16 protein-coding genes are annotated in these 12,415 nt (G+C 46.0%); 10 read left to right on the top strand and 6 right to left on the bottom strand.

Annotated elements, in window-relative coordinates; all coding sequences use genetic code 11:
* Positions 1-69 precede the first annotated feature (69 nt).
* The 6 genes from C3B52_RS01800 to C3B52_RS01825 all read right to left on the bottom strand — a co-directional run bounded on the left by C3B52_RS01800 (position 70) and on the right by C3B52_RS01825 (position 3,021).
* Positions 70-594 (bottom strand): GNAT family N-acetyltransferase, encoded by a 525-nt coding sequence (locus C3B52_RS01800; RefSeq protein ID WP_103104375.1) that lies wholly within the window; start codon positions 592-594, stop codon positions 70-72.
* A 176-nt stretch (positions 595-770) separates the two neighbouring features.
* Complete coding sequence (locus tag C3B52_RS01805; RefSeq protein WP_103104376.1) at positions 771-1,109, bottom strand: hypothetical protein; 339 nt, start codon at positions 1,107-1,109, stop codon at positions 771-773.
* A 181-nt stretch (positions 1,110-1,290) separates the two neighbouring features.
* On the bottom strand, positions 1,291-1,371 hold the full coding sequence (locus tag C3B52_RS01810) for a YjcZ family sporulation protein (protein ID WP_103104377.1): 81 nt from the start codon (positions 1,369-1,371) through the stop codon (positions 1,291-1,293).
* 109 nt (positions 1,372-1,480) lie between these two features.
* Positions 1,481-1,969: a GNAT family N-acetyltransferase gene (locus C3B52_RS01815; RefSeq protein ID WP_235615562.1), complete on the bottom strand. Its 489-nt coding sequence runs from the start codon at positions 1,967-1,969 to the stop codon at positions 1,481-1,483.
* A 93-nt stretch (positions 1,970-2,062) separates the two neighbouring features.
* Positions 2,063-2,299, bottom strand: coding sequence for a hypothetical protein (locus C3B52_RS01820; protein ID WP_103104378.1), 237 nt, complete (start codon positions 2,297-2,299; stop codon positions 2,063-2,065).
* A gap of 122 nt (positions 2,300-2,421) precedes the next feature.
* Positions 2,422-3,021, bottom strand: a complete 600-nt coding sequence (locus C3B52_RS01825) for an undecaprenyl-diphosphatase (RefSeq protein ID WP_103104379.1) — start codon at positions 3,019-3,021, stop codon at positions 2,422-2,424.
* 350 nt (positions 3,022-3,371) lie between these two features.
* Between C3B52_RS01825 and C3B52_RS36305 the strand changes: the two genes are divergently transcribed.
* From C3B52_RS36305 to C3B52_RS01875, 10 genes are all read left to right on the top strand, one after another.
* Entirely contained in the window at positions 3,372-3,827 is a 456-nt protein-coding gene (locus C3B52_RS36305) for a hypothetical protein (RefSeq protein ID WP_235615563.1), read from the top strand.
* Between the two features lie 104 nt (positions 3,828-3,931).
* The gene (locus C3B52_RS01835) at positions 3,932-4,804 is read left to right on the top strand and encodes a hypothetical protein (RefSeq protein ID WP_103104381.1); all 873 of its coding nucleotides are present in this window, start codon (positions 3,932-3,934) and stop codon (positions 4,802-4,804) included.
* Between the two features lie 213 nt (positions 4,805-5,017).
* Positions 5,018-5,866: a MurR/RpiR family transcriptional regulator gene (locus C3B52_RS01840; RefSeq protein ID WP_103104382.1), complete on the top strand. Its 849-nt coding sequence runs from the start codon at positions 5,018-5,020 to the stop codon at positions 5,864-5,866.
* 37 nt (positions 5,867-5,903) lie between these two features.
* Positions 5,904-7,232, top strand: coding sequence for an ABC transporter substrate-binding protein (locus C3B52_RS01845; protein ID WP_103104383.1), 1,329 nt, complete (start codon positions 5,904-5,906; stop codon positions 7,230-7,232).
* Positions 7,233-7,266: 34 nt separating this feature from the next.
* Positions 7,267-8,214: a carbohydrate ABC transporter permease gene (locus tag C3B52_RS01850; RefSeq protein ID WP_103104384.1), complete on the top strand. Its 948-nt coding sequence runs from the start codon at positions 7,267-7,269 to the stop codon at positions 8,212-8,214.
* A gap of 36 nt (positions 8,215-8,250) precedes the next feature.
* A complete protein-coding gene (locus C3B52_RS01855) occupies positions 8,251-9,078 on the top strand; it encodes a carbohydrate ABC transporter permease (protein WP_103104385.1) in 828 nt (275 codons plus the stop codon).
* Positions 9,079-9,101: 23 nt separating this feature from the next.
* On the top strand, positions 9,102-10,064 hold the full coding sequence (locus C3B52_RS01860; protein ID WP_103104386.1) for a GNAT family N-acetyltransferase: 963 nt from the start codon (positions 9,102-9,104) through the stop codon (positions 10,062-10,064).
* A 12-nt stretch (positions 10,065-10,076) separates the two neighbouring features.
* Positions 10,077-11,684: a glycoside hydrolase family 3 protein gene (locus C3B52_RS01865; protein ID WP_103104387.1), complete on the top strand. Its 1,608-nt coding sequence runs from the start codon at positions 10,077-10,079 to the stop codon at positions 11,682-11,684.
* Positions 11,685-11,841: 157 nt separating this feature from the next.
* On the top strand, positions 11,842-12,171 hold the full coding sequence (locus C3B52_RS01870) for a metal-sensitive transcriptional regulator (RefSeq protein ID WP_103104388.1): 330 nt from the start codon (positions 11,842-11,844) through the stop codon (positions 12,169-12,171).
* A gap of 27 nt (positions 12,172-12,198) precedes the next feature.
* A complete protein-coding gene (locus tag C3B52_RS01875) occupies positions 12,199-12,408 on the top strand; it encodes a cation transporter (RefSeq protein WP_103104389.1) in 210 nt (69 codons plus the stop codon).
* The last annotated feature ends 7 nt before the right edge of the window (positions 12,409-12,415 follow it).

Genomic DNA, 12,415 nt, shown 5'->3' on the forward strand with positions numbered 1-12,415 from the left:
TATCGGTTGACGTGGCGTTAAAGTCAACAGATTCTATGAAAGGAAAAGGGAGCAGAGGAAGGAAAGCCACTATCTCTCCAATGAATAAAAGCAGTCATTTACCATCTTGCCGTTGATTTCCGTGCTGTCGGGCACAATCTTATCAAGAGTCATTCCTGCCTTTTCCAATACACGGCGTGACGCGATGTGCTCTTCGGAACAAACAGCGGTGAACTTTTGGAATCCATAAGTAGTGGCAGCGAAATTCATTATGCATGTGAGAGCTTCGGTCGCATAGCCTTTGCCCTTTGCTGCTTCCAGCAAGATGAAGCCTGTTTCCGCAGTAAGCTTATCACGGTCTCGGGTGCAAATACTGATCAAGCCGATATCATTACCCGTGTCAGTTTCGCGGATGATCCAGGTGAGCCAGTGAGTCGCGTCAGTGCTCCACGGAGCCAGCTCCTTTTCAAAGTTACTGCGAATAGCTTCTTCACTCATGGTGGACCCGATGTGTGCCATCAGTGTTGGGTTGGAATAGATGGAGCGGATTAATTCCCAATCAGATAAAGCCAGTTTGGTAAAAGTCAGGCGATTACTACAGAGTTGGCTCTTCATCGTATTCTCCTTTGAAGACAGTAGTGGTGGTGAAATGTCGTAAGGAAAAAATGAGATCGATCTTACCCCAAAATATATCGAAAAAGAGTAGCAAGTGGCTATAAAAATTTCCAGAAGGAAGAAAAAAATGAACCTCATCTAGAGTGCATGAACAAGGTATGTACGAGACACGCCGCTTATGGAGCGAAACCGTAAAAAAGGAGTATAAAAACAAAGACCAAGACGTAGCCAGCTGTTGCCGCAAATAATAGATACAGTATTCCAAGTATTGAGCTTAGCAAGAGAGAAAGCCCTTTGCGGCGGAAAAAGCGAATGACTCCAACCAAACCAGCAATCATCAGGGGCACGATATAAAAATAAGAGAAAATGTTAACCCATTCGAATAATCGTTGAAACGCTACCTGAGGGACCGGGCCTTCGCTCATATTGTAGGTATTCATGATATACATTCTGCCGCTAAAAAAGACAAGCGATAGAATCACATAGTAGATGATAAGGTATTTACCCTTTATCATGGGATTCACTCCAAACGTAAAAATTTAATATACTTACATTAAAAGGGAGGATGGGAATAACAAATAGTACCAACTTTATTTGGTACCCCGGAATTGTTTGTACTACATGATATGGACAAGCAGAAAGGGGAAAACGGCAAAAGGAAAAGGCCCCTACCAGGGCCCGTTGGAGAGATAAAGCTTAACAATCACAACCAACAATGACTAAAAGAACGAAGAGAACCAAGATAAGCGCGAAGTTATCACCAAAGATGCCACTCATTCCGATCACTCCTTTGTCAGATTGGGGAAGACCCTTGATCAAGGTATGCGATCGAACGAGACATGCAAAGGCGTTCGTCCTACAAAAAAATAAAATGGCAAAAACCTAGTCAAGCAAGCCTATAGTGAAAGATCAATTCCTCGCCGTATTCCCCTTCGAACCGCATTCCTTTATCCTCAAAGCCAGCCTTACTATACAGCTGCTGCGCGGGGATATTCGTATGATGCACGGTTAACACAAGCTCATTGGTATCTGATATAAGCTGTTTTGCCAGAGCGGGCAAGCTCTGCAAGGTCTTTAGGGCGTACCCTCGTTTTTGGTGACGAGCATCAATCGAGAACGATTTCAGCAAAAGCGCATGCGGATTTTCAATTCCATACATTTTTGCCTGATGGGTATGGAGAGCAAAGCAACCTACCAAATGATCCGCAGAGTAGATGACAAAAGGAATCTGACTCTCATCTAGTAAAGATGCCTCGACTACACTTTGGGGAAGCGATGTATAAATCGCCTGATCTTCAGGTAAATAATAGCTCGTTATGTATGCATCATCATTTTTAGCATATTTTCTGATTGTTAACGGTGCCAATTCTGCCAATAAATTCACACTCCTGTTTATCGTCTGCTCTGAGCTAATGGTACATCAACAAGTCATGCCTGACAGCTAGGAAAAACAAAAACCTGGTCGGAATCAACCAAGTTTTTGGCGAGTCTTTTTCACATAAATTCTTTCTGCAAAAAAACTGACAATCAAACCGATGAGCAAGGGGAGCAGTGATCCTGTGGTCATCACAAATCCATTTTGGCTTGACGTAAACTCGTGATGAAACATCAGTGAGGGAATCGACAACCAATGTCCAATGAAATAAAGTATTCCTGTCGTTGCTGCAAGGGATAAAAACGTTACAGCGAAGCTCTTTGCGTTCATCGAAAGCACCTCTTTAACGTTCTATATACGGATTAATACGTAAAGAAGGGATGAAAGGTTGCATAAAAGCCCCCAACCGAAAGCGAGTCTGCTTCGGTGGAGGCTCATTCTTGATGACTTCCTTAATATCCCTTAGTTTTTGCTTTTGCTGGTAAAACGGCACGCTCTGCTTTTTCATACAGCTCCAAGCCTGCTTGGACAATGCGCAGATGCGGCACGAGCATATAGACAGCCAAGGCAGAACCGATGCTGATCAAGGCACCTACGAGAACATCCGCCGGATAGTGAACACCTACCCAAATTCGAGAGATGCCTACAAGAATGGCGAATGGAATCCACAAGATTCCTCGTGTCTTTTTAAACAGCAAAAACGTGATGCAAAAGGAAAAAAACAGCATGGTATGGTCACTGGGGAAAGAATTGTTTACAGCCTTGAACACCAATTGATTAACGTCAGTCAGCTCTGCAAATGGCTGAGCATTGTAGTGAAGGGTACCCGCGACTTTTCCCAGGACTTCAGCGAGAACAAACGTAATCGTTCCGCATACAACCATGATCCGATTTTCATGCTTTCTTGAAAACCAATACAGCAAGGCAATTAATGCCAGCACGTATACGGTGTATTCCGCAATGACAAAAAACACAGGATTAAGCGCAGGATATTGTTTACCCAGGTCATTAATCATTCGGAAATAATGAATGTTCATCTCCATTCCATTCATAATTTTGTCAGCCCCTTTTTTATATGTACGAATTGCACAATCACACGAAAACGCGGTCTGTCAGCGAGCAGACCACGATCGTGTTTTTAACCGACCGCGCCAAGATGCATGGCGTAGCCAGGTTTTCTGGTATAAAGAGAATCTTAGTCGATCTGGCGCAAATGAAAAAGTGATTTTTCTTTCCACTAGATTACATTTTTGTAAGGTTAGTGATTGCTTATATGTAGAGACGAAAGTCTCATAGTCTCAACTTTGTCTCAATGTGGCTCTAAGCTATTTATTTGAGAAAAATAGTACTTTATACTCAAGAAGCCCATTGTAAAAACAGTCTTACCCGTTGATAGAACGCCGTGTGCGATGAAAGTCGCCCGCACGGTGTAGGCTTGACGAAATCCTTTGGGAGAAGGATAGTCAGGAATAGCTCGAGTTTAACCATTGTTCACAAAGATGATATAACAATTGGCAACATCAATTACAGTTTCTACATTCAGGATTCAGCTGTTCAGCCGGGTGGTCCTCAGATTAGTGGAAAATCCGCAGCTCTTTCTAGCTTGATCACTGTAGAAAGTGATGGAGATGCAGTCACTTATATGTACGATGCTAACGAAGATCGCTTTAATGTTGTGAATGGCGATAGTGACATCGTTGGAAATGTGACTCTTTCCAAAGTCTCAGGAGGGTTTGTGTTTAATGATGGTGCGGTTATTGTACCAAGCGGAATCTTTGCTAGTGGAAGCATTAAGGCTGTTTTGAAAAATCCTAACGGTCAAAATGTAGGCGAGACAGCAATCAGTGTTTCTAACTAGGCAAGCTGTGTGGCTCGTTGCTAAAACTTCAATACCAGGCATTTATGTCTGGTATTCTTTTTTGAAAAAGTAGGAATTTACAATGAACGGATTGGAGATATTTCATGGAGATTGCTTTAGAAAACGTGGCGCTTCATTTGGAGAAATACAAGCTCATGACGACTCCGAACCATAAGCATCTGATTACTCGGGAGATGAGCAACCACTTTGCTCTTGGTGTAAGTGCCGGAGGATCAGCTATTGGCTTTGTATTAGTAAGGACACGTGCTACTATATCCCAGGCAAATATCATTGAGTTGAAAATAGAGCAAAAGTTTGCTGGAAGCGGGCTTGAAAAAATTTTGCTTCACACCGTAGAGAATAAATTGCGGGAGAAAAACTACCACACGCTAACTTTCGATTGTGCCTTTCATGAGGGAGAGACTGCGACGAAAGAGTTTCTACAGCCAGGTGAAGGCTGGAGTGATGGGGAGTTGCTTTCGTATATTTGGATAACTGATCTACAAGGAATCAGTCGCGCTGAATGGGTAGGGAAGCAGCGCATACCGAAAGACTTTGAACTATTTAGCTGGGATGAATTGTCTGTGAGCGAGAGGAAGGACATCGAAGCCGGGTATGGCCAATGGTATCCCGAAAATCTTTCGCCGTTGCAGGAAGAGCATCAAATGAATGCATCTTTGAGTGTAGGGCTACGTTATAGGGGAAACGTCATCGGCTGGATGATTGTGCAACGAGCAGCAAGAAATATGGTCCTTTTCAAAACACAATTTATCCGTGAAGACTACAGGAAACTAGGGAGAGGAATGCTGTTGATTGCAGAAGCAATTAGAGTGACAAGCAAAATAGAAGGGATGGCATATGGAATGTTTGTCATGGATAAAGACAATGCGGACATGGTTCGCCTGGCAAACAAACATGTTGCTCCGTATGTCATCCGACGGAAAATGTTTTATTCCTTTCAGAAGGCATTGATGTGAGAATAAAATCAAAGTGAATGAAAAGCTGTCCTTGCCGGTTGATCTTGACCACGCGAGAGCCAGCTTTTTTCTTTTACCGACAGCCTTCGCTTTTGAAATTTTATTTTAATCCCGCTTTTTGTTATTGATATTTTATTTCAAACCCACATAGACATGTAATAAATTACCACACGATGAAAACGCTTTAATTACTGTGGCAAAGGGGTGAATCAGGTGTTAAATGGCGGTTTGCTGCGTATCCGTGAATCTATGCACTTAATCAAACCGTCAGAGCAAAATGCGGCACGCTACATTCTGGCCAAACCGGAGGAGGTCATTCGTCTTTCCATTAAAGAGCTGGCGGAAAGAAGCGAGTCTAGTCAAGCTGCCATCATCCGTATGTGCAAACGAATCGGTGTGGATGGAATTCAAGAGCTGAAAATGCGGATTGCCGGCGATATTCAGTCCACGACCGAACAGGATGAATTCAAAGAGATTCGTCCCGACGCGGATATTCCCACATTGATTGAATCCGTTTCGTATAACAACATCCTCTCATTACGTGAAACGATCAAAATTCTTGAGCCGGATAAAGTAGAAAAGGCGATTGAGGCATTGCATCAAGCCAACCGGATTGATTTTTTCGGTGTAGGCGCTTCGCAGCTAGTGGCACAGGATGCCCATCACAAATTTTTGCGGATCAATAAAATGTGCACAGCTCACTCGGATTCGCATCTGCAGCTTACGTCTGCGGTCACACTTGCCGCAGGGGATGCAGCGGTCGGCATTTCCAATACGGGAGAAACCTCACAAATCATCACAACGATGAAGCAAGCTCGCAAATCCGGAGCGACCACGATAGGGATTACAAAATACGGCCATAATTCATTGGCTGAGGTTGTTGATATTCACCTAACCACATTTACCACAGAGGCAGGAGAGCGGAGTGCAGCCACCTCCTCGCGAATTGCACAGCTCAATGTGATTGACATATTATTTCGCGGAGTCGCCGCTAGAAATTATGATACCTCTTCTGTTTACTTGCGTGAGACACGCAGAGCGGTCCGCGAGCAGTACAAATAGGCAACGGATAAATCCTTGTACCAAAGGGAGGGCTTCCATGAAAAAGAGAGGGTTATTGTCAACGATCGGCATTCTTGGCTTACTAACGGCCGTTCTATTTACGGGCTGTAGCAGCCAGTCATCGACAACAGAGGGTGGTCAGGTAGAGTTGTTCCTCGGCTACAGCTCAGATCCGCCTACGAAGAAAAAGATGGAGGAAATAATCGCGAAATTCGAATCGTCACATCCGAATATCAAGATCAAAACAGAAACGGCTCCGTACGAGGATTTTTACCAAAAGCTGACTACACAGATTGCAGCAGGTACTGCGCCTGACATCTGGCAGAGCGATGGAACAAAAGTATTCGGGTTTGCCCAACGGGGAGCGATTCGCGATATCACCGATTATGTGACGAAAGAAATCAACAAGGATGAGGTAAACGGTCTCGAATTCAACAAGGATGCAGACGGGAAATATTGGGGCGTGCCTCAGGGCATTCAGGTCGGCGCTCTTTTTTACAACAAGGATTTGTTTGACAAAGCAGGGGTGAGCTATCCGACAGCGGACTGGACCTGGGATGATCTGAAAGCTGCCGCAGCCAAGCTGACATTGGATGCAAACGGGAAAAATGCTGACGATCCTGCTTTTGATAAAAATTCGGTTAAGCAGTTCGGATTTACCTTTTTCGGCAGCTCCCGCGGTGCTTTCAATATTTTGAAAGCATATGGCGGCGGTGTGCTTGATCCTACGATGACCAAATCGATCATTAACTCACCCGAGAATAAAAAAGCGGTCGAGTGGATGGCAGATGGTATGAAGCGGAGGCTTTTCCCCAACCCAGCTGATCTGAAAGCATTCCAAAGCAACTTCAAGGTATTCCTGAGCGGTGCATCCGCCATGCAAATTGATATTTACGCAGCGACAACGGCAATGAACGGTGCCGAGCTGAACTACGATGTTGCTCCACTACCAAAAGGCCCGGATGGAAAACGCTTCGCTCCGGTAATTGCGAACTCTTGGGTGATCAACAAAAAAGCAAATGAGCAAAAGGTGAAAGCAGCGCAGGAATGGATTACGTACTGGACGACCTCCGATGAAGCGCAAGTAGAGTGGACACAGGTAGGAGAAGCCATTCCTGTGAAAAAATCGGTGGCAAACTCCGACAAGTTCCTGACGAACAACACGAAGCCAGAGAACAAAAAGGTATTTCTCGACAGCCTAGAGTTTGCCGGAACAATCGACACCAACGCCGTCTTTGCCGAATGGGTAAAGGTATTTACGGATAATCTCTCAGAGCTGTTCATGGACAAATACGGGGTGGATGAATATATCGCGAAAACAGATCAAGGGATTCAAAAAGTTCTGGACGATTTCTTTAAAAAGTAAGAAACAATCCACCAGTGAGGATGTGTGATAGGCCATGCTGGAGCTGGAGAAGCAGCTAAAGGCGCAGCCAAAAGCGAAGAAGCGAAAATGGTTGGATGGCGAGGGGAGATGGGGCCTGCTCCTCGTTTCTCCCTACCTTGTCCACTTTATAGTGTTCGTAGTAGGAACCTCCCTCGCCTCGCTCTATTTCAGCTTTTCTGACTACGATATTTTAAATCCGCCAAAATGGACCGGACTGGACAACTACGAAAAGCTGTTCCAGGACCCGCTGTTTTATCGGGCTCTATGGAATACCGTCTACTTTACGCTGTTGTATGTTCCGGCCAAAACCTTTTTGGCGCTGCTTTTGGCGGTAGCGCTGAATCAAAAGCTGAAAGGACTGAAATTGTTCAGGATGGTGCACTTTCTGCCGGTGATTTCCTCCTGGACGGTGATCGCTTATGTAGCAGACGCCATTTTCAATCAGCGGATCGGTTTTGCAAATTCCGTTTTGGCCAAGTTTGGCATCGCTCCGCAAAGCTGGCTGATTGATGAGGGATGGGTCATTCCTGTTCTGGTAGTCGTGGCGATCTGGAAAAGCGTGGGGTACATGATGATCATTTTTCTGGCAGGCTTGCAGGGAATTTCTTCGGAGTTGTACGAAGCAGCTTCCATCGACGGGGCAAACGCCTGGCAGAAGTTTTGGCGAATAACCGTTCCGATGATTTCGGGGACCACGTTTCTAGTCGTGATCCTAAATACAATCTACTCCTTCCAAAACTTCGAGCAAATTTTTGTCATGACGGGCGGCTCGACGGAGGCTGGCTCAACGGGAGGGACTAACAACGCTAGTCTAGTCCTCATGCTTCTGATGTTCCGCCAAGGGTTCAGCTTCTATAAAATGGGCTATGCTTCTGCAATTGCTTGGGTGCTTTTCCTGATTTTGCTTGCGATCACCTTGATTCAATTCAAGCTTCAAAAGAAATGGGTTCATTATGACTAAACTTAAGTGGGGAGAGAAGAGGAAAAGGAGGTAGCCATGCAAAGACGTTTTCCTCTGAGTAAAATCGCAGGATATTTGTTTGTCATTATTAGCTCTTTAATCATGTTTGTTCCGTTTTTGACCACCATCTTTAACTCGCTCAAAACCTACAAGCAATACATGCAATTTCCACCAGAATGGCTGCCTGATCCAGTGAAATGGAGCAACTACACACAGGTATGGGAGCAGGCTAATTTCAGCAGCTACACGATGAACAGTGTAATTGTCGCCGTGCTCTCTGTTGTAGGAACACTATTATCCAGCTCTATGGTTGCGTTCGCCTTTGCGCGTCTGCGGTTTCCTTTTCGAGATACGCTGTTTATGATCGTGCTGGGGACGATGATGATCCCGGGGATTGTGACGATTATTCCGCAATTTATCATTTTTAAAAACCTCGGACTGCTCGATTCGCTGGCGCCGCTCTGGATATTGGAGTGGCTAGGCCAGCCGTTTGCCATCTTCTTGATGAGGCAAGCTTTTTTGAGCATCCCCAAGGATTACGAGGAAGCGGCCAAGCTGGATGGCTGTAATCCGCTGCAAATTTATTGGAAGGTCTTTTTGCCGATGTGCAAGCCTTCTCTCGCGACACTGGCGGTGTTTACCTTTATGGGAAAATGGAACGAAATCCTGGCCCCAATCATTTACCTCATATCCGAGGAGCATTTTACCCTTCCTATAGGGATCTTGTCCCTGCGCGGTCAGTACAAAACAGATGATCAGCTGCTGGTAGCAGGGGCTCTGATCAGCTTGATTCCGATTTTGATCGTCTTCCTTTTTGCGGAGAAGTATTTTGTAGAGGGCTCAAAAACTTCAGGTCTGAAGTAGACGACAGGAGGCTGCTGATCGCTATGCATTATATGCCTTGGGATGCTTCCTATCTGGAGGCGTTATGTGAGCTGTGGAATCGAGAGCTGGGTGAGCGCTTCCCTATGCGAGCAGAGCTATTTCACCAAAACAGCTTTGCTGATGAAAACGTACTGGATGCGGGTTCATGGATTGCCTGTGATCCAAAGACCATGCAGCCTGTCGGGTTCGTGGTGGCAAAATGCTGGCAGGAAAAGCTGGAGCTGCAGCTGGGAATGGGCGTGGGCTGGATACAGGTGCTGCTTGTCGCCGAAAAATACCGCGGTCAAGGTATCGGCACAGAATTGCTGACAAGGGCAGAAGCAGCGCTGCAACAGCAAGGTGCCAAAAGCATCCTGTTGGGACGTGATCCGTATCATTATTTCCCCGGTATTCCTGAGGAGTCTCCAGAGGTCAAAGCGTGGTTTGAGCAGCGCGGTTATGTTGCACTTGAACCTTTGGAAAACGATTTGCTTTGCCACTACCCTAATTCAGCAAAAGCAGAGCTTCCCCATGTGTCGGATGGCTGTTTTCGCCTGTTGACCGCAGCAGACAAGGATGCCTTTCTTGCCTTTTTGCATCGCTGCTTTCCTGGAAGATGGGAGTACGAGGCGATTCATTATTTCAGGCATGGTGGGGAGGGAAGGGAGTTTGTCGTCTTGGAAAAACGGGGGGAGATTATTGGCTTCTGCCGCATCAACGATAGCAGCTCACCCTTTATCGCCCAAAACGTTTACTGGGCGCCGCTTTTTCATGACGAGCTGGGGGGAATCGGCCCATTGGGAGTCGATTCCGCGCACCGAGGACAGGGCTTAGGCCTCGCAATCGTGGAGGCAGGTATTACGATGCTGCGAAATCGTGGAATCAAACAGATCGTCATCGATTGGACAACGCTCGTCGACTTTTATGCAAAACTGGGGTATCACAGCTGGAAGCAGTACGAAAAGTACAGAAAAGAATTCGAATGAAGGGAGGTTTCCATGAGAGCGGAGCAGATGAGCATAGAGCAAAAAGTAGGGCAAATTCTTATGATTGGCTACCAAACCATGGATATTCCTGACGAGATGGAAGCATGGATCAAACAGCATCAGATCGGCAACGTGATTCTCTTTAGTCGGAATATCAGTACGCCTGAAGAGACTTTTGAACGGATGCGGGTGCTACAGGGCTGGGCCAGAGAAGCAAAGCAGGTGTATCCACTGTTCATCGCGACAGATCAGGAAAACGGCGTGGTGACGAGGCTGCAAAAGAGTGCGACTCGTTTTCCCGGAGCAATGGCGCTTGGGGCGACAGGAAAGCCAGAGAATGCCAAGCTCATCTATCAGGCAACAGGAGAGGAGCTGCGAGCATCGGGAATCTCGATTAATTTTGCTCCGACGATCGATGTGAATCTGAATCCGCTAAATCCGGTGATTGGAGTTCGCTCGTTTGGCGAAGCTCCTGAATACGTCGCCCGGTTTGGCAAGGCAGCTGTCCATGGGCTACTCACCAGTGGTGTAGTTCCTGCTGTGAAGCATTTTCCCGGACATGGTGATACCAGCACCGACTCGCACGATGAAATTCCGGTTCTCCGGCACGATCGGAAACGGCTGATGGATGCGGAGCTGGTGCCGTTTCAGTCTTGTATCGAGTCTGGCGTTCCGATGGTGATGGTAGGTCACATCAGTTTACCCCTGATTGATGAAAGCGGAACACCCGCATCGATTTCAGCGGAGCTGGTGACGGGAATCCTACGCCAAACGCTTGGCTTTCAAGGTGTAGCGGTCACCGACTGCCTGGAAATGGCCGCAATCGCTGACTCCATCGGTGTACCTGAAGCCGCGGTGCGAGCGATACAGGCAGGGATTGATCTGGTACTGGTCTCTCATACACAGGGCATTCAGCAAAAGACGCATGCTCGGCTGATTCAAGCGATTCATCGTGGAGAAATCTCTCTACAAAGGATAAATGAAGCCGTAGATCGTATGCTTCAGTTGAAAAAACGATTTTTGTCATGGGAGGAATGTTTGGCAGAGAAGGGACAAACCTTTGATCGTAAGCGGCATGAAAAACTCGCGGAAAAAATACTGGGGCAAGCAGTTACCTTGGTGAAAAATGATGATCAGCTTCTTCCGTTGGCGAAAAACACTCATCAATTGGGAGTGGTTTTCCCAGGGGTCACGAATCTCACCATGGCGGAGGAGAGGCTGTCACTTTCGGAAACGCTGATGGAACCGCTGCGAAAATATGGAGCTGTGCAAGGACATATTTTTTCCTCGCTTGATCCATCCGAAGGTGAAGGGGAACGGATTGCAAACGAAATAGCCGATACAGAAATCGTTCTCGTATTTACGTACAACGCCCATATCTACAAAGGTCAGTCGCAATTTGTCGGGAAGCTGAAGCAGATGGGGAAAAAGGTAATAGCAGTGGCGCTGCGAAATCCGTACGATCTAGCTGAGCTTCCAGAGGTGGATGTTTTTCTTGCAGTATACGATCACGGAGAAAAAGCAATCGAGCTCATCGCAGACGTCTTGTTTGGAGAGCGCCCAGCTGTCGGACAACTGCCTGTCAGCATTTACTTTCATCGTCATTCGAAAACCGAGTAGCTTCAGGTTTAATACCTGACGTTAGCTCGGTCTTTTTTTGAGAGTTAGGCCTTTTTACTGAGGGAATATGCATTTGCTCGAAAAAATTATGCTAAAACCTATTGATCAATATACCCTACTGGGGTATAGTAGTTATCGAGAGATGAGGTGAGAGTCAATGAATACCCACTGCCATGAAGAATTGCAAGAATGTTCCCCCGTGGATACAGGGAGAGTAAAGAAGCATTCGGAAAAAATAAAGTCGGATTTAAAAGTTCGATTAAACCGGATTGAAGGTCAAATCAGAGGTGTTAAGGGGCTCATCGAAAAAGACACCTACTGCGATCCTATCTTGAATCAGATTGCTGCCATTCACGCTGCTCTCAATGGTGTGGAAAAAATACTTCTCAAAAATCACATTCACGATTGTGTTGTAGATCGTATCAGAGAAGGGGATTCCGAAGTTATCGACGAGTTATTGAAAACCATTCAAAAGATGATGAAATAAAAAAACAAACAAAAGGAGAAATGAACCATGAAAAACGTAACCTTGAAAGTAGAAGGCATGTCATGCGGTCACTGTGTAAATAGCATCGAGGGTGCAATAAAAGAATTGGGAGCAAAAGGGCATGTTGACTTGGCTAATGAAACGGTAACGGTGGAATTTGACGAAACTAGCATCACCCTAGAAGTCGTGAAAGAGGCGATTGAGGAACAGGGATATACAGTCGTTGGCTTTAGCTGAACCAAAA

This window comes from Brevibacillus reuszeri (assembly GCF_002897295.1).
Lineage (GTDB): Bacteria > Bacillota > Bacilli > Brevibacillales > Brevibacillaceae > Brevibacillus > Brevibacillus reuszeri_A.

Excerpts from the sequence above, each read along its gene's own strand:
- C3B52_RS01800 (WP_103104375.1), bottom strand. The coding sequence starts at position 594 with ATGAAGAGCCAACTCTGTAGTAATCGCCTGACTTTTACCAAACTGGCT.
- C3B52_RS01805 (WP_103104376.1), bottom strand. The coding sequence starts at position 1,109 with ATGATAAAGGGTAAATACCTTATCATCTACTATGTGATTCTATCGCTT.
- C3B52_RS01810 (WP_103104377.1), bottom strand. The coding sequence starts at position 1,371 with ATGAGTGGCATCTTTGGTGATAACTTCGCGCTTATCTTGGTTCTCTTC.
- C3B52_RS01820 (WP_103104378.1), bottom strand. The coding sequence starts at position 2,299 with ATGAACGCAAAGAGCTTCGCTGTAACGTTTTTATCCCTTGCAGCAACG.
- C3B52_RS01825 (WP_103104379.1), bottom strand. The coding sequence starts at position 3,021 with ATGAATGGAATGGAGATGAACATTCATTATTTCCGAATGATTAATGAC.
- C3B52_RS01835 (WP_103104381.1), top strand. The coding sequence starts at position 3,932 with ATGGAGATTGCTTTAGAAAACGTGGCGCTTCATTTGGAGAAATACAAG.
- C3B52_RS01845 (WP_103104383.1), top strand. The coding sequence starts at position 5,904 with ATGAAAAAGAGAGGGTTATTGTCAACGATCGGCATTCTTGGCTTACTA.
- C3B52_RS01850 (WP_103104384.1), top strand. The coding sequence starts at position 7,267 with ATGCTGGAGCTGGAGAAGCAGCTAAAGGCGCAGCCAAAAGCGAAGAAG.
- C3B52_RS01855 (WP_103104385.1), top strand. The coding sequence starts at position 8,251 with ATGCAAAGACGTTTTCCTCTGAGTAAAATCGCAGGATATTTGTTTGTC.
- C3B52_RS01860 (WP_103104386.1), top strand. The coding sequence starts at position 9,102 with ATGCATTATATGCCTTGGGATGCTTCCTATCTGGAGGCGTTATGTGAG.
- C3B52_RS01865 (WP_103104387.1), top strand. The coding sequence starts at position 10,077 with ATGAGAGCGGAGCAGATGAGCATAGAGCAAAAAGTAGGGCAAATTCTT.
- C3B52_RS01870 (WP_103104388.1), top strand. The coding sequence starts at position 11,842 with ATGAATACCCACTGCCATGAAGAATTGCAAGAATGTTCCCCCGTGGAT.
- C3B52_RS01875 (WP_103104389.1), top strand. The coding sequence starts at position 12,199 with ATGAAAAACGTAACCTTGAAAGTAGAAGGCATGTCATGCGGTCACTGT.